Source organism: Atopobium sp. oral taxon 416, assembly GCF_018128285.1.
GTDB lineage: Bacteria > Actinomycetota > Coriobacteriia > Coriobacteriales > Atopobiaceae > Olsenella_L.
In genome coordinates this window covers 2,850,872-2,872,055 of the sequence record NZ_CP072380.1, presented here as the reverse complement: position 1 = coordinate 2,872,055, position 21,184 = coordinate 2,850,872, and the positions used below count along the sequence as shown (strand labels likewise).

The 21,184-nt window shown below is 56.8% G+C and carries 20 protein-coding genes; 16 read left to right on the top strand and 4 right to left on the bottom strand.

The genetic code is table 11. The annotated features are described in order from the left end of the window. Positions 1–26: 26 nt before the first annotated feature. The 4 genes from ftsH (at position 27) to J4859_RS15045 (ending at position 4,663) form a co-directional block, all read left to right on the top strand. Positions 27–2,015 (top strand): ATP-dependent zinc metalloprotease FtsH, encoded by a 1,989-nt coding sequence (ftsH, locus tag J4859_RS15060; protein WP_305852674.1) that lies wholly within the window; start codon positions 27–29, stop codon positions 2,013–2,015. A 168-nt stretch (positions 2,016–2,183) separates the two neighbouring features. Next, entirely contained in the window at positions 2,184–3,350 is a 1,167-nt protein-coding gene (locus J4859_RS15055; RefSeq protein ID WP_212331210.1) for a pyridoxal phosphate-dependent aminotransferase, read from the top strand. Between the two features lies 1 nt (position 3,351). Continuing rightward, positions 3,352–3,783 carry a hypothetical protein gene (locus J4859_RS15050; protein ID WP_212331209.1) on the top strand — a complete coding sequence of 144 codons (432 nt, stop codon included), beginning with the start codon at positions 3,352–3,354 and terminating at the stop codon, positions 3,781–3,783. A 73-nt stretch (positions 3,784–3,856) separates the two neighbouring features. After that, positions 3,857–4,663: a phosphatase gene (locus J4859_RS15045; RefSeq protein ID WP_212331207.1), complete on the top strand. Its 807-nt coding sequence runs from the start codon at positions 3,857–3,859 to the stop codon at positions 4,661–4,663. On the opposite strand, the gene J4859_RS15040 is transcribed toward J4859_RS15045, so the two are convergent. Both J4859_RS15040 and J4859_RS15035 read right to left on the bottom strand, forming a co-directional pair. Then, complete coding sequence (locus J4859_RS15040; protein WP_212331205.1) at positions 4,658–5,440, bottom strand: exodeoxyribonuclease III; 783 nt, start codon at positions 5,438–5,440, stop codon at positions 4,658–4,660. The genes J4859_RS15045 and J4859_RS15040 overlap by 6 nt on opposite strands. Before the next feature lie 43 nt (positions 5,441–5,483). Continuing rightward, positions 5,484–6,389 carry a patatin family protein gene (locus J4859_RS15035; RefSeq protein ID WP_212331203.1) on the bottom strand — a complete coding sequence of 302 codons (906 nt, stop codon included), beginning with the start codon at positions 6,387–6,389 and terminating at the stop codon, positions 5,484–5,486. 101 nt (positions 6,390–6,490) lie between these two features. Here J4859_RS15035 and J4859_RS15030 point away from each other — a divergent pair, with 101 nt between their 5' ends. The 3 genes from J4859_RS15030 to J4859_RS15020 all read left to right on the top strand — a co-directional run bounded on the left by J4859_RS15030 (position 6,491) and on the right by J4859_RS15020 (position 9,494). Then, positions 6,491–7,231, top strand: coding sequence for an NAD-dependent protein deacylase (locus J4859_RS15030; RefSeq protein ID WP_212331201.1), 741 nt, complete (start codon positions 6,491–6,493; stop codon positions 7,229–7,231). An 83-nt stretch (positions 7,232–7,314) separates the two neighbouring features. Next, positions 7,315–8,766, top strand: coding sequence for a dihydropteroate synthase (gene folP / locus J4859_RS15025; protein ID WP_212331198.1), 1,452 nt, complete (start codon positions 7,315–7,317; stop codon positions 8,764–8,766). Positions 8,767–8,768: 2 nt separating this feature from the next. Next, positions 8,769–9,494, top strand: a complete 726-nt coding sequence (locus tag J4859_RS15020; RefSeq protein WP_212331196.1) for a hypothetical protein — start codon at positions 8,769–8,771, stop codon at positions 9,492–9,494. On the opposite strand, the gene J4859_RS15015 is transcribed toward J4859_RS15020, so the two are convergent. Then, the gene (locus tag J4859_RS15015) at positions 9,491–10,276 is read right to left on the bottom strand and encodes a type III pantothenate kinase (protein ID WP_212331193.1); all 786 of its coding nucleotides are present in this window, start codon (positions 10,274–10,276) and stop codon (positions 9,491–9,493) included. The genes J4859_RS15020 and J4859_RS15015 overlap by 4 nt on opposite strands. Positions 10,277–10,490: 214 nt before the next feature. Between J4859_RS15015 and rpmE the strand changes: the two genes are divergently transcribed. The 9 genes from rpmE to J4859_RS17225 all read left to right on the top strand — a co-directional run bounded on the left by rpmE (position 10,491) and on the right by J4859_RS17225 (position 18,992). Further along, entirely contained in the window at positions 10,491–10,952 is a 462-nt protein-coding gene (rpmE, locus tag J4859_RS15010) for a 50S ribosomal protein L31 (protein WP_212331191.1), read from the top strand. A gap of 298 nt (positions 10,953–11,250) precedes the next feature. Further along, positions 11,251–13,347: a DUF6273 domain-containing protein gene (locus tag J4859_RS15005; RefSeq protein ID WP_212331190.1), complete on the top strand. Its 2,097-nt coding sequence runs from the start codon at positions 11,251–11,253 to the stop codon at positions 13,345–13,347. A 153-nt stretch (positions 13,348–13,500) separates the two neighbouring features. Further along, positions 13,501–14,568, top strand: coding sequence for a peptide chain release factor 1 (prfA, locus tag J4859_RS15000; RefSeq protein WP_212331188.1), 1,068 nt, complete (start codon positions 13,501–13,503; stop codon positions 14,566–14,568). 74 nt (positions 14,569–14,642) lie between these two features. After that, positions 14,643–15,716: a HemK/PrmC family methyltransferase gene (locus J4859_RS14995; RefSeq protein WP_212331186.1), complete on the top strand. Its 1,074-nt coding sequence runs from the start codon at positions 14,643–14,645 to the stop codon at positions 15,714–15,716. After that, entirely contained in the window at positions 15,713–16,348 is a 636-nt protein-coding gene (locus tag J4859_RS14990) for an L-threonylcarbamoyladenylate synthase (protein WP_212331184.1), read from the top strand. The genes J4859_RS14995 and J4859_RS14990 overlap by 4 nt, the downstream gene beginning before the upstream one ends. A 180-nt stretch (positions 16,349–16,528) precedes the next feature. Beyond that, on the top strand, positions 16,529–16,996 hold the full coding sequence (gene rpiB / locus J4859_RS14985) for a ribose 5-phosphate isomerase B (protein WP_212331182.1): 468 nt from the start codon (positions 16,529–16,531) through the stop codon (positions 16,994–16,996). Positions 16,997–17,014: 18 nt separating this feature from the next. Then, positions 17,015–17,659 (top strand): uracil phosphoribosyltransferase, encoded by a 645-nt coding sequence (upp, locus tag J4859_RS14980; RefSeq protein ID WP_212331180.1) that lies wholly within the window; start codon positions 17,015–17,017, stop codon positions 17,657–17,659. Positions 17,660–18,073: 414 nt separating this feature from the next. Continuing rightward, the gene (locus J4859_RS14975; protein ID WP_212331177.1) at positions 18,074–18,229 is read left to right on the top strand and encodes a hypothetical protein; all 156 of its coding nucleotides are present in this window, start codon (positions 18,074–18,076) and stop codon (positions 18,227–18,229) included. 640 nt (positions 18,230–18,869) lie between these two features. Then, a complete protein-coding gene (locus J4859_RS17225; RefSeq protein ID WP_256436767.1) occupies positions 18,870–18,992 on the top strand; it encodes a hypothetical protein in 123 nt (40 codons plus the stop codon). Between the two features lie 647 nt (positions 18,993–19,639). Here J4859_RS17225 and J4859_RS14970 read toward each other — a convergent pair. Further along, positions 19,640–21,139: an L-fuculokinase gene (locus J4859_RS14970; protein ID WP_212331173.1), complete on the bottom strand. Its 1,500-nt coding sequence runs from the start codon at positions 21,137–21,139 to the stop codon at positions 19,640–19,642. Positions 21,140–21,184 lie beyond the last annotated feature (45 nt).

Sequence of the window (21,184 nt, the reverse complement as noted above, 5' to 3'; positions counted from 1 at the left end):
CCGGAGCGTCCCAGAGGAGTTATTGAGTGAAACATAAGAACAGACCGAGCGGTACGCAGGGACCGCATCGGTCACCCTATGATCCTGCTTCGCGGAGGGCTACGGTTATCTCTGCAACTATCTTCATTGCCCTTATTGTCGTGATTGTCCTCAGTGCTTCAGGTGCCTTTTCAGAGCACCATGCGAAGAGCATCACCACCAGTGAGTTTCTGAGCGCGGTAGAGGAAGACCGCGTCAGCTCTGCCACCTATTCGACCGCATCCGGGGAGCTGACCGGCGACTACTGGGAGTCCACCGGCGATGTCGGGGATCAGAGCAAGCTTGAGCAGTACAAGTCCACCTACGTGGGGACTGACAACCTCGACAACCTGATGCAGACGCACAAGGATATCCAGTTCAATGTGAATACCGATTCCAACGATATGCTGGTATCTGCCCTCTTCAACCTGATCCCGACGCTGTTGATCATCGGCGTGATGATCTACTTTATCAACCAGATCCAAGGGCAGAACAACCAGGCGATGTCCTTCAGCCACACAGAGGCGAAGATGACCGAAGCGCAGCGCCCGAATGTGACCTTTAAGGATGTGGCAGGCATCGACGAAGCGGTCGAGGAGCTCACGGAGATCCGTGACTTTCTGCGGGATCCGGACCGCTACCACAAGATGGGCGCGCGCATCCCGCGCGGCGTCCTGCTCGTCGGCCCTCCGGGAACAGGCAAGACCCTGCTGGCAAAGGCTGTAGCCGGCGAGGCTGGTGTCCCCTTCTTCTCGATCTCCGGCTCTGACTTTGTGGAGATGTTCGTCGGTGTCGGCGCGAGCCGTGTGCGCGATCTCTTCAAACAGGCCAAGGAAGCCGCTCCCTCTATCATCTTTATCGACGAGATCGATGCAGTGGGCCGCCAGCGTGGCGCAGGCCTCGGCGGCGGACATGACGAGCGCGAGCAGACGTTGAACCAGCTCCTCGTTGAGATGGACGGCTTTGAAGAGAACGAAGCGGTTATCCTGATCGCGGCGACCAACCGTCCGGACATTCTGGATCCGGCGCTGCTGCGTCCGGGCCGTTTTGACCGCCAAGTTACCGTCGAGCGCCCCGATGTGAGGGGCCGTGAGAAGATTCTCAAGGTCCACGCGCAGGGCAAGCCGCTCGACAAGACGGTCATCTTTGCGAGCCTAGCAAAGATGACCCCGGGCTTTACCGGCGCGGACCTCGCGAACCTGATGAATGAAGCGGCGCTTTTGGCTGCTCGTCGCCATAAGGCTGCGATCGGTGAAGGCGAGATCGAAGAGGCGATGGAGCGCACGATCGCGGGTCCTGAGCGCAAGACGAGGGTCATGACGGAACAGGAGCGCACGACCATCGCCTACCACGAGAGCGGCCACGCGCTCGTGGGGCATGTGCTTGAGCGCTCCGATCCGGTCCACAAGATCTCAATTGTGAGCCGCGGCCAGGCGCTCGGCTATACGATGCAGCTGCCTACCGAGGACCACTACCTGGAGTCCAAGAACAGCATGCTTGACCAGATTGCGGTGCTCTTGGGAGGTCGTACCGCCGAGGAGCTCTGCTGCAGCGATATCACGACCGGTGCCTCAAACGATCTGGAGCGCGCGACAAAGCTCGCGCGGCAGATGGTCACCCGCTACGGTATGAGCACCGAGCTTGGAGCACAGGTCTTCGGCGAAGCGCAGCACCAGGTTTTCCTGGGCCGTGACTATGCGGATCACCAGGACTACTCCGCGCAGACCGCCAAGCGCATCGACGACGAGGTCGAACGCATCATGTGTGAAGCGCACAAGCGTGCCCGCAAGGTGCTCTCCAGGCGTAAGGACCAGCTCGATCTGATGAAGAACGTGCTGCTTGAGCGTGAAACCGTGTCCGGGGACGCGCTGGAAGCCCTCCTGGATAACAAGTGGGATGCATACCTTGAATCTCATCCCAAGGAAGCCAAGCCGGCGCTTGAGAACAATCAGGGTGAGGATACGGCCGCTGAGCCTGACTCGGCTGGGGGCGAGTAGCAGCATCGCATCAACGCATGAGCCTCAAGGCGCCTTTCACGGACTGTGGGAGGTGCCTTTTGCAAAGGTTGTATTAACGTTCGATAATAGTGCTCAGTTGCGGGCTGTCCTTGCCCTATATACGATAGAAACCAATGGGTTTTCCAGTCGCTAAAGAAGGAATCGAATATGGACATCAATGAACAAAGCTACGCCTATGGCGCTTCAAAATCGACCATCCGTGAGATTGCGGCCTACGGCGCGGCACGCAAAGCCGAAATCGGTGCAGACAAGGTCTTTGATTTCTCACTCGGCAACCCCTCGGTACCGGCTCCTGAAGAGGTACGTCTCTCGATTGAGAAGGCGCTGACGCTCCCGGCGGTACAGCTCCACGGATATACCCCTGCCGCAGGCCTTCCGATTGTCCGCGACACCCTGGCAAAGAGCCTCAACAGGCGCTACGGTACCAACTACTCAGCTAATGACCTCTACATCACCTGCGGCGCTGCAGCAGCCCTCACTATCTCCTTCCACACGCTGTACAACCCCGGCGATGAGGTGATCGTTATCGCCCCATACTTCCCGGAGTACAAGGTCTTTATCGAGGCTACTGGCGCCCATTGCGTCGAGGTACTGGCGGATCAGAAGACTTTCCAGATCGATGTGGAGGCGGTCGAGAACGCGATCACCTCGAAGACCAAGGCTGTCGTAATCAACAGCCCGAACAACCCGGTCGGCTCTGTCTACTCTGAGCAGAACCTCAAGGATCTGGCAGAGGTTTTGACCAATGCTGACCACAATATCTGCCTTGTGACCGACGAGCCGTACCGTGAAATCGTCTACGGCGCCAAGGTGCCTTGGGTCCCGAGCATCTATCCGAACACGATGGTGACCTACAGCTACTCAAAGAGCCTCTCGCTTCCGGGCGAGCGTATCGGCTGGGTGCTGGTTCCGGACACCAACCCGTTTCACGATAAGCTGATCCCCGCTGTGGCAGGTGCCGGCCGCTCCCTCGGCTTCGTCTGTGCACCGGCGCTGTTCCAGCGTGTCATTGCAGACTGCTGCGATGTGCCGTCAAACATTGAGGCGTATGCAAAGAATCGCAAAGCCTTGACTGAGGGCTTAAGTAAGCTCGGCTACTCCTTCATCGAGCCGCAGGGTGCCTTCTATCTGTGGGTGAAGTCACTGGAGCCTGATGCGAACGCCTTCTTTGAGAAAGCAAAGCAGTTTGAGCTGCTCCCGGTGCCGTCTGACTCCTTCGGCTGCAAGGGCTGGGTCCGTGTCGGTTACTGTGTCAACTATGAGATCATCGGGAACTCTATGCCGGCGTGGGAAAAGCTCGCCGAGCAGTACTGATATGGCGAACAAGCATCAACGCAGCTGTGACACCTGCATGTTCGGAGTGGAGCGAAGCGGCGTCCTGAGAACGAAAACTGTGTGCATGTCCAAGGATCCGAAGGTGGATCCAAAGCACAACGGGGCCGCCTGCAGCGTGTACCTTTCAAAACTGCAGGAGCAAAACGCCGAGCGGGTTGTGACCGCCGTCACGAGTTGGGCGAAGGGCGAAGCCCCCAGCCCCCGCGCTGTACTCAGGGGTACCCCGCAGAAACAGAGAGCTGCAGAGCATCCGGACTACTCAAAGCTCAGTCCCGATGAGCTTGCGGTGAAGGCGGCGGAGGCCAAACTTGAAGCCGCGGAGGCGAAGGCTGCCGTAGCGGATGCAAAGGCCAAGCTCCTCGAGAAACAGCTGAAGGCTGCACGCGACAGCGAAAACGATACGAAGCAATAGATTTTGAACAGTGCCTCCTACGGATCAAGCGCGGAGGCACTGCTGATGCCTGGCAGTTAGGGTGGTTGATTCCATGGAACTTGCATGTGACACGCATACCCATACACTCTTTTCCCGCCATGCCTACTCGACGATTCAGGAGAATGTCGCAGCGGCGCATGAAGCGGGACTTGAGCTTTTAGGCTCGGCGGACCACTTCTCTGCGATGCTGTTCAATGAGGTGACATTCAAGAACTACCAGTACTTTATCAATCTGGACGCCTGGCCCCGGGTATGGACGCAGTACAACGTAATCCTGCTCAGAGCCTGCGAGGCCGACATTGTGGATCTGGACGGGCATCTCTTCGGTTGGGAAGTGCCGATCACCAAAGGGATCAATGGGTCAAAGCGGAAGCCGACGACCCTGAAGGATAGGATCTTCCGCGGGCTCGACTACGTGGTTGCAAGCGTCCACAATGGTGACTTTACCCGCGGCGCAAGCCTAGTCCAGACCACGGATATGTACATCCACGCCCTGCAGGATCCGAAGGTCGCAATTATCGGCCATCCGGGACGGGCAGGGGTCCCGTTTGATCTTGACGCAGTGCTTACCGCCGCAAAGGATCTAGGTAAGATGATCGAGATCAATGAGCACTCCTTTGACCACGCCTCAGAGAAGCGGATCCAGCGGTGCACAAAAATTGCCGAGCGTTGTGCAGAGCTCAGTGTTAAGATTGCGGTCAACAGCGATGCTCATATCTCCTGTGAGATCGGCCAGCTTGACAGAACAAAGCGGATGCTTGAGCAGATCCACTTCCCCGAGGAGCTGATTGCAACCCGTTCAGCGAAGGCTTTTTTGGATACGTTGCGGGAAGCTCACGTGGCGGATGTTACCTTATAAGGCGATATCCAGCTCGATCGGGCAGTGATCGCTGCCGAAGATCTCGTCGTGGATCGCGGTGTTGCACACTGCTTTAGCTGCATTGTCAGAGACCAGGAAGTAGTCGATTCTCCAGCCGATACCCTTCTGGCGTGCACGCATCCGGTAGCTCCACCAACTGTAGGCTCCCTCGAGTGTGGGATGGGCCTCACGGAAGGTGTCGTGGAATCCCGCGTTCAGAAGGTCGGTGAAATCGGCGCGCTCCTGGTCGGAGAAGCCGGCGTTTTCGTGGTTGGTGCCTGGGTTCTTCAGGTCGATCTCCTCGTGGGCGACATTGAAGTCTCCACAGGTGACGACCGGCTTATCCTTCGCCAGCTTGGACAGGAACTCACGGTAGCACTTGTCCCAGACCATCCGCTCATCGAGTCTGGTCAAGCCCTGCTTGGAGTTGGGCGTATACACGTCGACAAACCAATAAGTTGAAAACTCAAGTGCGCAGACCCTGCCCTCGTCCTCGGCGACAGGGGAGCCGATCTCACGGATCACCTGCAGCGGCTCTTCTTCGGAGAAGACTGCGGTGCCGGAGTAGCCCTTGCGCGCCGCATAGCTCCAGGTTTGGGTGTAGCCGGGCAGTTTGAGGTTGACCTGCCCCTCCTGGCACTTCGTCTCCTGGATTGCAAAGACATCCGCATCGAAGTCATTGAAGACCTCCATGAAGTTCGGACTCTTCTTGAGGACGGCACGCAGGCCATTGACGTTCCAGGAGATACATTTTTTCACCGACGGTTCACTATCCATATGGTTCCCCTCGATCAGGTAACGTGTATATATGTGTGGTCCCCTACGCCTCAAACAGCCATTTTTGCCACGTGGGCCAGTCGTTGAGGCCCTGTGTGTAGCCCTTGATGTAGGAATCCTCGAGCTTTTGGCGGTTGTTCGTCGTGTTCTTCACGGGCATCTCATCCGGGTAGACCACGTAGGCGATGCCCTGCTCGACGAGCTCTCTCAGTCGGTCAAGTGAGGCGTTGTAGCGCTCGTTGCGGGTGACCAGTGCCTGATAGAGTGGCTTGAAGCCCTGTGAGACTCTGGCGTAGAGGCGCTTTAAGGCACGGCTGACCGGCTTCTTGCGGTAGCCAAAGGGACGGGTCGCCAGAACAAAGACCCGCTTTACGCCGGTGTCCCTGACCATCTGCAGCGGCAGGCCAGCTCCGGCACCGATCCCACCGTCGAACATCGTGTGGCCGTTGATCTTGATCGGATTCATCATACCCGGCAAGGTCGAGCTTGCCCGTACGTGCTCCATCATCGACCGCAATGTCGGCATATCCTTCTTGGTCCACACCGCGGACTTGCCGGTGTCCGCCTCGAAGCTTTCGATTGCGACGTTCGCCGGGTTTTCGCAGTAGGCTTTCCAGTCAAAGGGCATGTAGTTATCCTCGATGCAGCCCATATAGTCGTAGTCTGCATTGAAGTAGCCGTTGCCATGGAGGAAAGAACGGATGCCGCCTGACTGTGGCCTGCGGTCGGAAAGTGTGATAAACGAATCATGGATGCGCTTGAGGTCGCGTGAGACGTAGTCGACCGTATGGGAGGCCCCGGCACTCACGCCGCACACCACGTCGAACTGAACCTTGTGCTCTAACAGAACGCTTGCAAACCCCGCAGTATAGCTCGCTCGGTAGCCGCCGCCTTCAAAGAGCAGGGCTGTATCGGGAACATGGGCGAGATGGGTTTCGGTTGGTATCATTTGTCTCATACCTTTCAGAACAACCAAAAGAGGTACTCAGCGCAGCTTGGTATAAGCTAGAGGAGCCTTATCAACTGTAAAGGAAAAGGGAAGGGAAAACCATGGGTGACTATATAAGCGATCCAGGCAAAGCAGCGCAAACGCTGAAAGGGCTCATCGATAAAGCGCACGATGTCGTCTTCTTTGGCGGCGCCGGTGTCTCCACGGCCAGTGGTATTCCTGATTTTCGCAGTCCCAATGGTCTATATAACCAGCGCGGCTACAAGTATCCGCCTGAAGAGATGCTCTCACACGAATTTTATATGGACCACCGCGAAGAGTTCTTTGATTTCTACCGCCACGTGATGTGCGTCCCGGGTGCCAAACCCAACCAGTGCCACAGAAAGCTTGCACAGCTGGAGCAGCAGGGGAAAGTCTCCTGCGTGATCACCCAAAATATCGACGGGTTGCACCAGGCGGCAGGCTCCAAGCATGTGATCGAGTTACACGGCTCCACGCACCGCAATATCTGCCAGACGTGTGGGGCAGTCTACTCTGAGGAGTGGATCCTTTCAACCGAGGGCGTACCAAAATGCCCGAAGTGCGGTGGCGTCGTGAAACCGGATGTGGTCCTCTATGGGGAGAACCTGAAGGAGGAGAACCTCCTCGGGGCTGTTAAAGAGATCGCGGCCTGCGACATGCTGATCATCGGCGGCACTTCGCTCGTGGTGTATCCGGCGGCCAGTCTAGCCAACTACTTCAACGGTGACGAGCTGGTGATCTGCAATTTGCAGGCGACCCCACAGGATCGCTCAGCGGATCTGGTCTGCGCCTGCGATATCGCCAAAACGTTTGATTTCTGAAAGTTTCTGTAATGGGCAGTTGTGTATACAACCATTACAATCAAAGTGCTCAACGCTTTGTTTTTTATGTTCAGGAGGATTTGATGCTCAGAGAAGACTATGCCACATGGACGTGTGCAGGACACGAGATTTCTCTGACTCGTCCACGTATTATGGGCATTCTCAATGTTACCCCGGATTCCTTCAGTGATGGGGGATCCTACGCGAATGTCGATGAAGCGTTTGAAGCTGGCATGAAGATGCTCGACGACGGGGCTGACCTCATCGATGTCGGGGGAGAGTCCACCCGTCCCGGCGCCGAGGCGGTGGAGCCTTCAGAAGAGCTCAGGCGCGTCCTTCCGGTCGTGAAGAAACTGGTTGCGGCAGGGGCCTGCGTCTCGGTGGATACCCGCCACGCCAGCGTGGCGGCGGCGGTCCTGGATGCGGGCGCCTCGATCATCAACGACGTCACCGGCTTCACTGACCCGGCGATGGTCGACGTCGTTGCAGATACCGACTGTGGCCTGATCGTGATGTACTGGAACAAGATGGGGCTCGGGACGCATGCGACCCGTCAGACCGTGCAGCTGGATGTCGATCGGCCGAACCGGCCGATCGCCCGGCGCGTCCCCTCGATGCGCCGCTTCACGATGCCTGAAGAGGCCCCGATCATGCGCCAGGTTATGGGTTTTCTGGGTGACCAGGCCCGCAAGCTGATGCGGGCGGGCATCAGTCACGACCGCATCTGCATCGACCCAGGTCCCGGCTTCGATAAGTTCGCCGACGAGGACATCGTAATTCAGCGCGCCACGAGTAAGATGGTGAGCATGGGCTACCCCTACCTGTGTGCCCCCTCGCGCAAGCGCTTCGTGGGCGCGGTCTGCGGCGTGAAGGACGCCAAAGCGCGCGACGCCGCGACGATCGGGGTGTGCCTGGCCGCAATCGAAGGTGGGGCACGCTTGCTGCGCGTCCACAACGTGGCGGTGGTCTCCCAGGCGGTCAATACCTTCTGGGCGGTGCGCCACCCGGACTCCCGTCAGGCCTTTATCTCGCTCGGCTCCAATGTGGGGGACGCTGAGCAGGAGATGGACACGATGGCAAAGGCGACCCATATGATCGACGAGTTGCCGATGACATGCGTGGTGAATGTCAGCAAAGCCTATGAGACGGAGCCGGCCTACGGGATCGCAACACCCGTGGCAAATGCCGTGGCAGAGATTAGGACGGAGCTGCATCCACTCGTGTTGGTCGATAAGCTGCTTGATATCGAGACCAAGCTCGGTCGCACCCGTGTAGAGGGCGCGACCAAACCCGGACCGCGCACGATCGATTTGGACCTGTGCTGGTATGAGGGGGAAGAGCACGCCGGCAGAAAGCTGACCCTACCTCTCAAAGGGTTGGGGGAGCGCGACTATGTGCTCGTGCCGATGGAAGATCTGATGCACGACCCGGTACGGTTCTTAAAGCACAGCGGCGTCGACGTGGTGGCGCCTGAGAAGCGCGTGGGCCGCATGAAAGGCGAGCTCGGCGTCTTAGGTTGGGAGGATCTGAGGTAGCGATGGCAGATCTTCAGGAGATGTCCGGCGGCGTCGATACAGCTGAGCTGCAGAATCGTGCCTACCAGGGAGCCGACGAGGGAAGCGGCGCATTCTCACGGGTCCAGGACCAGGAGGATAGTATCGAGTCGCTTGAGGTTGCCTATATCCTGCGCCCTCAGGTGGCGATGGGATACCTTGAAGGCCTTCCCTACGTGGTGAGCCTCGGTATCCGTGAAGCCCTCGATAGACTCTGTGCAGATGAGATGTGCATCGGCTGGCCCTATGCGGTAGTGCACGACACCAAACCGCTCGTGAGCCTTGAGACCCATGCAGGGTATGGGAAAGGCGGGATCTTTGCGGTCGCGCAGCTGACCTTGCCGCTTAAAGCGCTCGATGAGGGTACGCACGCCTGCGCCCTACTAGAAGAGTGCAGAGTGCAGAGTGACCTTTCAGACCGTGAGCTTGCCGCAACGCTCAGAGATGAGATCCTCTCCGCACTGCGCGGTTGGGAACAGGGATTCTCACAGGGTGGTGCTGGACCGCTTGCTCCGGTATTGAACGATTACTTTGATGCGCTCGACGCAATGGGAGAGCGGGTGGAGATCCGCTATCCGAACGGTTGCCTCAAGGCTCAGGGACGCTTCGCGGGCGTCGATGTCTGGGGCAGAGCCTCAGTGGTTGCCGACGACGGCAGCGAGATCAGCTTCTCTCACGAGGAAGCCTCAATGCGCCGGGCTCAGCATTAGTCGCTGTTTACAGCCTCTTGATCGTGCCAGATCGTATAGATGCCCCGCAGCGTCAGCGAGGGGTCGACCTCAGTGAAGAGATCGGTGGCTCTGCTGATGACGGTGGAGAGGCCGCCGGTTGCGATCACCGGTGCATCCTGGATGGAAAGCTCGTCTTTGATGCGGCCTACCAGGCCTTCTATCATGCAGGCGGTGCCGATAACGAGACCGGACTGCAGCGCCCCTTTGGTGTCTTCACCGAGCGCTTGCTTTGGGGCTTCGATCGGGATTGAGGCGAGCTGCGCGGCACGCTGAAAGAGCGCACTTGCCGAGAGCATGAGGCCCGGCGCGATGGCGCCTCCCCGAAAGGCTCCTTTCTGATCCACTACATCGATATTGGTTGCAGTGCCGAAGTCCACGACGATGACCGGCGCCCCGTAGGTGGTGCGGGCGGCGATAGCGTTACAGATGCGGTCTGCCCCGATCGTCTGGGGATAGGGGATGCTGAGGGGGATGGAGTGCTCCTGCGACGCTGAAACCGTCAGCGGCTTTTTGCCGGTGATGGTGAATAGAGCCTTGTTCCAGGCGGCATTGAGGGCAGGGACCACGCTGGCGACGCCGGCGTGGTCGATGTGGACAGATCTGTAGTCGGCGGTGGTCAGCAGTGAGTGAAGCTTGATCAGAATATCATCGGAGGTGTCCTCACGGCTCGTTTTGAGCCGCCAACACTTCCTCTGCGTCCCTTCCGCATCGAAGAGCCCCAGAGTGGTCTGCGTGTTACCCACATCGACTGCGATGAGCATCGGCGATCTGTCCTTCGGTTAGGTGGTACAGCGCCTGTGTGGCGCATATGAATAGAGTGAAGGCATCTATGCACCCCCATATCAAGCTTAACGGATTTTCTTGCAAAGATTGGGGAATATAGCGTAAAATATGAAACTTGCACGCCCTCTTCTCCAGGAGAGCATCTCAACCCCTCGCCTGTTCGGAAACCAGGCCATGATAAGGAGTCAGATTATGAAAAAAGGAATTCACCCAAAGTATGGCACCTGTGTTGTACACTGCACCTGCGGTAACACCTTTACCACACGCTCCACGAAGAGCGAGATCCACGTCGATCTGTGCGACAAGTGCCATCCATTCTATACGGGCCAGCAGAAACTCGTTGACACCGGCGGCCGTGTTCAGCGCTTCTCTGACAAGTTCGGTGGTGCTGCACAGGAACAGCTGAAGGCCGCCAAAGAGGCTAAGGCTGCAAAGGCTGCCAAGGCCGCTGAACTTGCTGCTCAGAAGAAGGCTGAGCACGAGGCTAAGGCTGCCGCTAAGGCAAAGCGTGCTGCTGAATACACGAAGAGGGCCGAGGCCCACGCTAAGGCTGGGGAGGCCAAGAAGGCCGCCGAGGCTGCTTCTGTAGAGGCAACCGCCGCACAGGAAGCACCTGCTGCCGAGGCTGATGCAAAGCCGGCTAAGGAGAAGTAAGCTTCAACCAATCTCAGTTTGAGAGCATGAGAGTCTGATGCGATTCAAGCGTCGGGCTCTCTTTTCAGCTCTATCGGATCGATTGCTTTGTTTCACCTATGATGCCCTCCCGAGGGGACACCTGAGCAGATTGCTGGATATGAGACAGCAGCGTGCCTAAAGAGCCTGCTTCGTATACCTGTATGTGGTGATCAGGTAGGTGTGGCATCTGTTGTCTTTATTCGGGGTACTAGTAAAGGTGGACCAACTTTAGGTATCATCACATAGATAGTCACTGACAAAAACTAAGAGGTGTCTCATGAAATGCAGCAATTGTGGCTATGAGCTTCGGCTGGGTATGAAGTTCTGCCCCCAATGCGGCATGCGGGTACCGAAGGCCCAGTCCTCAAACCGCACGCAACAGACCGCGGATACAGAGACATCTGCACTCTCTGACGAGACGCAGACGAGCGTGATGAGCCCCGTCATGCCGGTTCACGCGCCGATTATAGATAGCGAGAGAAAGGCTGCAGCGCAATACATCGTCTCTGAAGACGAGAAGAATGTCGCACACGTAAAGGAATCCGTGCTCGACGATACCGCTGTGAACGCGGATGAGCACAAGGAGTCCAAGCCCTACGTGCACGTGCAGCGTGGCCCTACAGTGCACGATATCCGTATCCACGGCAAAGAAGAGGTTACCGAGGAGCAGGAAGCTTCCCAGGAGAACTATGCACCGGCTGTCGAGCAGACGGCGCGGATCAACCGTCAGGACCTCAGCCCCGACGCTACGCACATGATGCATACCGAGGGGATGCACGACGACGAGCGATTTGACGAGGACCTCGCCCGGGCTGAGAAGGGCCGGATCGATCAGATCCCGATTGACTCAAACGATCTGGATGAGACTGAGATGCACTCTGCACCGCTCCGCTCGCCCATGCACCAAGCGGTCAACCGCCGCAAGCGTAAGTACTATCGCAGTGGGGCGCAGTACCACAGTGTTGAGACGCTGCCGGTGCCGCTGGAAGAGCCACCGGTACAGCCGAGTGAATCCGCTGCCGGCCCCGTGGCTGACTTCAGCGACGACGCAACTCATGTAATCGGCAACACTGACGCTGCCAAAATGCTCTCAGATTCCGACAAGACAACGATGCTGAACGAGGACGAGGCAGCAAAGGCAGCAGAAGCGACCAACGATGCTGATGCAATTGCCACCCTGATCCCTCAAGAGCAGCTTCAGGAACCCGTTACAGAGCCGAAAGAGCCCGCACCTCAGGAGAGTGTCGAGGAGCCTGAGTCCGTGGACCGGCCGATGGTCACTCAGCCTGAGGAGCCTCAACCTCAAGAAGCTGTGGTGCAACCGGCACAGTCGGAAGAGCCCAAACCGCAACGGAGCACTGATACACATACCCAGCGTTCCCGCACAAAGCGGAAGCTTCAGAAGAAGCGTGAGTGGCAGGGGGTTCCCGGGTGGGTGGCACTGCTTGTTGCCTGCGTGCTGATAGCAGCCGTCGCGTTTGCCTATGTCCGCCAGGCGCCCGAGAGCGCTGAGACGGCGACGCAGCCGGTGCAGGAAAGTGAAAAAGCCACCACTGATACCGGTGATAGTTCCAGCGCACAACTGGTGCTTCCAAAACAGGTCTCTTCGTTCTCGCAGTACAGTTGGTCGGACCTCGCAGGTATCGCGCAGGCGATGGAGCAGTCTGGGTCTCGTGATGCGGCAATGGCAATCGCTGAGCAATACAACTTGGCGGATACAGAAGGCACCCTCACCGACGAGACCAAAGACATCACCTTGAAGGATGGCTCAACTGTCACCCTGCGGATCGCCGATATCTATCACGATACGAAGGCAGATGGCACACCGGCAGGCATCACGTTTATCACCTCAGACTCCAACCTCACCCACGCGATGAACTCTTCGCGTTCCTCTGAAGGCGGTTGGAAGGATTCTGAGATGCGCCACTGGCTCAACAACGATGTGTTGGGTGAGCTTCCGGATGACCTCCAGCAGCTGATCGTTCCGGTGAATAAGATGACGAACAACGCCGGACGTACCAGCGACTCAGAGGAAGTCACCGAGACGCAGGACAGCCTGTGGATCCCCTCCTATGTGGAAGTCTTTGGCGTGACCAACTGGAACTGGGAGTCCAGAAACACGAGCGGTTACAACCGGGTCCTGAATTCCGAGGGTACACAGTATGCGATGTTTGCCAGCGTAAGCCCAGAGGGTACCGTCAACGGTCCGAATGTTATCGCGGCCGCTCACAGCAGCGCTTCCTCCACCTGGTGGACCCGTACCCCATCACCCTCAGTGTCGCCGCACTTCCGTATCATTGAACAGGACTCCGGTCCGCGCTCCGTTGCGGATTCCAATGAGGATATGGGCGTTGTCGCAGGCTTCTGCTTGTAGCTAACTGAGTCGATGCTTTCGCAGAAGTACTTCTTGGGGAGCGTCCCTGGGGGTACTTTTATGCTTGATAGACCACACCCACCAAGGGTATATCTATGCATAGAAAATTATGCCGCCTTGAGGCGGTGACGTGAGGAGCCCATGATGTCGACGATGCAAGATAAATTAAAGAAGCTGGTGTCAGCCTACAGCGAGCTTGAGCAAAAACTGAGTGACCCGGCTGTCATTTCAAATCCGAAAGAATACGCGTGTTTGGCAAAAGAGCATTCCGACCAGCAGTCTCTGGCCACCAAGGCACATGAGTACCTTCAGACGATTGAGGATATCAACGCGGCGAAGGAGATGCTCAAAGAGACCGGCGACCCCAAGGACAAGGAGATGCTGCAGGAGGATATCTCCGAGAATGAGCAGAAACTCCCTGGCCTCGAGGACGAAATTAAAGGCATGCTGATCCCGGGGGATCCTAACGACGAGAAGAATACGATCGTTGAGATCCGTGCCGGCGTCGGCGGGGATGAGGCAGCAATATTCGCCGGTGACCTCTACCAGATGTACAAGCGCTTCGCAGAGTCCCGCGGCTGGAAGACCGAGGTGCTCTCTTCAAGCCCCGGTGAAGCCGGCGGCTTCAAGACCATCGAGTTCAAGGTCGCAGGTGACAAGGTGTACTCGATCATGAAGTATGAGAGCGGCGTACACCGGGTGCAGCGTGTCCCGAAAACTGAGAGCCAAGGCCGTATTCAGACTTCAACTGCGACCGTCGCGGTGTTGCCTGAAGCTGATGAGATCGATATCGATATCAAGGAGGAGGACCTGCGCATCGATACCTACTGCGCTTCCGGCCCGGGTGGCCAGGGCGTCAACACGACCTATTCGGCTGTGCGTATCACGCACCTGCCGACGAACACGGTTGTGCAGTCACAGGACCAACGCTCGCAGATCCAGAACCGTGCGGTCTGCATGCAGATGTTGAGAGCGCGCCTGTACGAGAAGAAACTTGAGGAACAGCAGGCCAAAGAGGGTGCAGCGCGCCTCGCCCAGATCGGCCACGGTGCGCGTGCGGAGAAGGTCCGCACCTACAACCAGCCGCAAGACCGCGTAACCGACCACAGGATCGGCTACAATGCGAGTTATACCGGTGTCCTTGAGGGAGACCAATTAGGCCAGATCATCGAAGCGCTTGCGGCGCAGGACAGAGCAGATAAGTTAGCAGAAGCCGTCTGATCCTCACACAGAGGCTGTGAGTGCCAAGGCATCCTTCTTGGAAGGATGCCTTTTTAACGAAAAGGGGTAGCCGGGTGGCTGAAACAGAGTGGACCGTTGGGAAGATGCTCAAATGGACAACGGGATATCTCACCAAGAAAGGCGATGAGCACCCCCGCCTTTCGGCGGAGTGGCTGATCAGCAATGCGACCGGGCTGACCCGCGTTGAGATCTATGTAAGCTTTGATAAGCCGCTGACTCCTGAGGAACTCAAACGCATGCACAACGGGGTTGTGCGGCGCGGCCATGGGGAACCGCTCCAGTATGTGACCGGAGAGATGCCTTTCAGGCACATTATTGTGCGCTGCGAGAAAGGTGTTTTGATCCCGCGTCCGGAGACTGAGATTTTAGTCGATGTTGCCTTCAAGGGGATTGACACCGCAAAAGAGCAGGGCTGGGTGTACGACGACGTGGCCCAGCGTGTCCGCAAACAACTGGAGGATGAAGCCCAAGCGGAGAACGAGCGTCTTAATGAGCTGAAGCAGAAGGCGCGCGATCAGGGCATCGACGAGGAGACGATTGAAGCTCAGATAGAGCAGCTCAAGGTGCTACCTCAGACCGATAAGATCCCTGAAAGTGGCCCACGCGTGTTAGAGGTGGGCTGTGGCACCGGCTGTATTGCCCTCTCGCTTGCCTCAGAGCGGCCCGGGACGCACGTCGTGACGACCGATATTTCTGAGCAGGCGATCAATCTCGCCGAGCGGAATCGGGATGCGCTGAAGCTGCACGAGGCGGTTGATATCGTGCTGGGAGACCTGGCGAGCGGAGTGGACCCTGCATTGGCGGGGACCTTCGCGGTGTTTGTCTCAAATCCTCCTTATATCCCGACTGCACTTTTACCGAAGCTCCCTGAAGAAGTGATCGGGTTCGAGCCGTCGCTCGCCTTGGATGGAGGGAAGGACGGATTGGACGTCTTCAGACGGTTGATCCCGGTAGCGGAGCAGGAATTGAGAGATGGGGGACTCTTCTGCGTTGAGCTCTTTGAAGAGTCTTTGGATGCCGCTGCAGAATTACTGAAAGAGCGGGGCAGCTGGGATGAGATCGGGACCCAGGAAGATCTGACCCACCACCCGCGCATCATCCATGCGATTAAGAGGGAACAGGTATGAGCGTTATGGTGACATGTGATCAGCAGCAGCCTGACCGTCAGATTGTCAAGCAGGTGGTACAGGTGCTCGAAGCAGACGGGGTGGCCGTGGTGCCGACCGATTCGGTCTATGGGCTGATCTGCCGGGCGAGCAAGGATAATCCTGCGCATCGACGCATCTTTGCGATCAAGGAGCGGGATCTTGCACAGACCTTGCCGCTCTTTTTGGGCTCAGAAAAAGATCTTGCTACCTATGGCCGTGAAGTGCCGGCATGGGCGCACACCTTGGCCCAAGTCTTCTGGCCCGGTGCCCTCACCTTGGTGGTGAAAGCTGCTGCGGAATGGCCCCGCGAATATGTGTGCCAGGATACGCAGACAGTTGCGGTACGCGTGCCGGACTCCCGCCTCATTCAAAAGCTGGTTGGAGAGGTAGGACCCCTTGCGCAGACGAGCGCAAATCTGCACGGCAAACCCTCGCCTATCTCGGCTGCCGGGCTCGATCCTGCAGTCATGCAAAAGGCTGACATTGTCGTCGATTCAGGTGTGGTACCACTTGCCCAGGCCTCCACGATTGTGGATTGCACCGGAGCGAAACCGAAAGTATTGCGCCAGGGTGCGATCGATACAGCGCAGATAGATAGAGCCTTGATGTGATACGGTGGTGCCCGTAGAGCGGACTGATGCGCAATGAACATCAGTATGAGCAAGGCAGATATAGGTGTATCTCAAGGTTGCTTCCATACGCCAATTGTGTGTGACGTATGTCGTGCAAGCGCCGCTGAGTGTAATAATAGAGAAAGCGAAGAGGTTAATATGCCGAAAGGAGCATAGAAGATGCGTGTTGCTATTGCTTCAGACCATGGCGGATTCGGGTTCAAAGAGCCCCTGGCGCGCTACATTGAGTCGCTTGGCTATGAAGTAGAAGACTGCGGGCCAGATAGTTTCGATCGGGTGGACTATCCGGACTATGCGGACATTGTGGCCCGTAAAGTGGCAAACCAGGAAGCGGATTACGGTGTTTTGATCTGCGGCACCGGTTTGGGCATGGCAATCACGGCAGACAAGGTAGCCGGTGTGCGTGCCGCTACGGTGACCAGCCATATGTTCGCAAAGCTGGCGCGTCAGCACAACAATGCCAACGTCCTGTGCCTATCGGGGCGCTTCGTGAGTCTCGTCGATAATATGGATTTTGTCCGGACCTTCTTGGGGACCGCCTTTGAAGGCGGGCGTCACGAGCGCCGTATCAAAAAGATCATGCGCGAGGACGACCCGAATTTTACCGGTGTTACAAGCGATCGATAGGGAGCAGGAGTAGAACCCATGGAGACCATTTCAGATCCTCGTTTCAAAATCATTGACCACCCGCTGGTACAGCATAAGCTCTCGATCCTGCGTGATAAGAGCACCGGCACCAAGCAATTTCGTGAGCTCGTAGAGGAACTCGCCGTCCTCGAGGGCTACGAAGCCATGCGCGACTTCCCGCTTGAGGACGTCGAGATCGAGACCCCGTTGGAGAAGACCACCTGCAAACGTATCGCCGGCAAAAAGGTGGCAATCATCCCGATCCTGCGTGCCGGCCTCGGCATGGTCGACGGCGTTCTGACGCTGGTGCCATCCGCGCGTGTCGGCCACGTCGGCATGTACCGTGACCCCAAGACCCATGAGCCGCATCAGTACTACTGCAAGTTCCCACCTGACATCGACAAGCGTACCTGTCTCGTTGTCGACCCGATGCTCGCCACCGGTGGCTCACTCACTGCGGCGATCCATTTCCTGAGAGAGGCCAACGTCAAAGATATCCGCTGTCTGACCTTGGTGTCCGCCCCGGAAGGTGTCCGCGCGGTGCTCAACTATGATCCTAAGGTGAGGCTCTATACCTGCGCCTTGGATCGTGAGCTCAATAGCGACGCTTATATCCTGCCTGGCCTGGGCGATGCAGGGGACCGTATCTACGGAACAAAGTAGGATACTGCACATTACCTGATCCGGGTCGAGGAAGAACCTTACAGACTCTAGCATTTCGGCAGGTAGATGGTCATTTCCATACGCTCGTTTACTTGCAGTTCACGCGAAAGTGCGCGTAACAATCCATCTGGAGTGTCACAAACTGGCACAAATCAGCGAACGGTAGTCCATCTACTCAGGAAGCTTTGTCATTTCGGGGCTGGGCATTCATGGCGTACCTGTGGACTAAACCCCGCGCCTTTGGTGGTGGTTGGTGCCGGGGTGTCTATATGCTAGTTAGTGCGAAGATGCCCGTACTATACGAACGAGATTTATAGCTGTGAATGCTGACGGTTGAGTGAGAGTGGAGAGAGGCCGATGGCTGCGCAAGGGGACCTTTTGGACCCTAGGGAAGTCCTAGAAGCTGCGGAGGAGATGTTTCGTAAGACGGTCGCTCGCGAGCACGGGATTGACTACTCTTGGGAGTACATCTACCTAGCGTTCGGAGGTTGCCTTCGCTCCGGTAATCACGATTCCGATGCCATCTACTACCTGGCGCTGCAGCTGGGCTTCTACCTAAGGAAACGATGAATAATTCGGCTCGATGAGGCCAGTGGAGCCGCACGCTGTATGACATCGGCTTAAAATGTCTCGAACCACGCAGTGCCCATACCCACATAGATGCCTATCTGTCTTCTGGATATGGTATAGCTACATCCACGTATCCCAGCATATCCAAAAGGAAGATATGGGCAGCCAGATGAGCTTTTAAGACCTTAAATCCTAAGATCTGAGGAGAAAGATCAGGCGAGAGGCACACCTGGAGCGGATGGATACAATCGTTGTGTGGGATAGCTGGATTGCACTGGTAGATACCAGCTACCACTGACAGGCTCCTGTCAGGCATGTGCGCGCTGCAAAGACGATGCTTTAGGATGTATCCTGCTTTAGGTCATGTTTGGGCTCTCAGACGAGAGAACCTAAAGATGCTATCCTGGATTGCCACTCCTGGCAGCGCTTCTGTGCACGCAGACCTCATGCAGCCGCAGGTGCCAGATGCAACGACACTTGCGAAGATGCGCCATAGCCTTAAAGCGAGAGGAGTTCGGTAAAGCTTGTGCTTCACGACCTGGACTTAGAAGCTTGAAAAGGCAGGGATCATGGCGCGAGGCGGCTCCATGGTGGACGCGACCTTCACCTGGGCCTTAAAGCTCCACGAAGAACAAGGACCATGCACGCGACCCTTAAAGCGCACCAGTCCAAGAAAGGGGGAGTCTGGCGTATCGGATACAAGGCACATATCGGTGTGGATGCCGCAGGCGGCCTTGTGCATGGTGTGGAGACGATCGCCTAGAATGTATCTGACATATCCTGTGGCACATACACTCATAAGGGAAGATGATAGGTTCTGCTGCGCAGACTTTAGGCTATATAGGTATAGCGAAGCGCCCTTAAGGACGCATAAAGACCCACACCTCTCATCTATGCGCTAAAGCGTTGCTAAGAAAGCCTTCGACTAGAGAGGGCCTTGCCTGTGCGCTCTTGTCCGAGAAGGACATCGAGTCCAGGAAGGCATCCGGCCGCTCAAAGGCAGAAGCATCCCTTCCTTATCGTGAAGCGCCGCTTCGACCCCTTAAGGAAGCGCTACAGAAGGATAGAGAAGATGCCTGCACACTCGAGTCTTTCTCGCCCTTGCAAACCTTACCCATATGCATCTTTTGCCGGCAGGCTGCACCTCCCGGCTCCCAGAGTCGCTTGATCCGTCTTGGAGCCTTATTGCGGTGCATGGGGCAGGACAGATGGTCAGGATAGCGGCTCCTGTACATGCTGGATGGGCATCCTTCCCTGCCTTTCTCGCATACCGGCCTAGAAAAGTCGTGTGGTCGGTCCCCTCTAACACGTTATGGGGCATTAATCATCGTTTCCCTAGACAAGAAAGGCTTTGCCACCCCATGTGAGACAACCTAAGTAGGGAAACCGCTAAACTACTCCGTGCAATCCTTACTTCCCCAGTCGGCTCTCGACGTCTCCTATTGCATTTGAAATGGGGATGTAGAGGCGTCTCATAAAATCGACAAGGTGCCCATGCCGACTCGAATCGGGCAAATACTCTTTAGTCTGATAGTGCGGATGGACTCGGTAACCAGCGCTACGCGCAGAGACAATCACCGAGCCCCGCGCGACAGCCTCGGCGACATCGCATGCGACAAACCTAATCCCCAGAGCATCTGCCTTCAGCTGCATCCAGAGGGGGTTATTCGTAGCAGGGCCAATCACTTTGATAAGCATATCATCTAGGAGGCCACTGTCCTTTATCATGCAATCGCAGAGTCTGGCGAACTCGATGCTGACACCAAGATGCGTGGAAAAAAGGATTTCTTCCCTGCTGGTCGTATCGCTCATGCCATAGAAGCAACCCTTTGAATCGCTGCTTCTGTGGGGAGGTCCGCTACCACGAAGGTGAGGCACATAGACCAGATTCGATGTGGCGAATTCGCCCCTCAAATACGCGGAATAGAGTCTCTCTTGCCCCTCACCGAAGAACTCTTCCTGTGGGATATTGAGCGTCTTCAGAATCCATTCGAAAGACAATCCGGCTGCGGGGACAGAGACGTAGGTGGTAAACACATCAGGAAAGACAAATCTGCCGTTTGTAATTTGCCTCTTCTCGGCATCATCATCGAGTCTCGGGGCTTTCTCTAAGATGAGCAGACCCTCCGAAGTCCCAGTCGAATTGAGGGCCTCTCCCTCCTCCTTGAGGTCACAAGCTATTGCTCCTGACATATGGTCATGACCCGAAACACGAACCATGCAGCCTCGTGGGAGCCCAGTCAGAAATCGCGTTTCTGCAGTAACACTCCCCCTCGACTCCCCGCTTGGAATTAGCTCGGCAAATAGACTCTTGGGAATTCCATAGTGGTTGAGAATCTCCGCCGACATCTTGTCACTCACGATGTCATAGGCTGAGGTCCTTGAGGCAAAGGTCCTGTCTTGGAATGCATTTCCGCAGAGCCGCCAGGCGACGAAGTCCGCCATGGTCAGCCACTTGGCACCCTCGAGACGGAACCCATGATCGCGCATCCAGAGGATTTTGAATAGCGCCGAGTTTGAATGGACCGGAATCCCGGTGACACGGTAGAGTGTATTGGAGTAGCCGGAGCGGATTGCCTCTTCCGAGTACTCCTCCCCTCTGCTGTCATACCAAAAGATCGACCTTTTCGAGAATGACCCGTCGGGGTACACCAGCACTCCCGACTCTCCAACGCTCGCTACCGAGACGAACTCGATTTCCTCTGATTTCTCGCCAAGCCAGTTGGTACATTTTTCCAAGAGCGAATAAACGCCATTGACAAGCCTCCGAGTGTCGTAGTCGGTGTTCCTCCCCTCTGTAATTTTGGGACTCGGAAATCTTTCGATGTAGACCGGGTCACATGAGGGAAGCTCGCAGAGCACTGCCTTGGTGTTTGTTGTTCCGACGTCCACACCAATCGCGTACGACAATTCCTGTCACCTCCTGCATCATGATGGGCAATACAATAGCCAAAC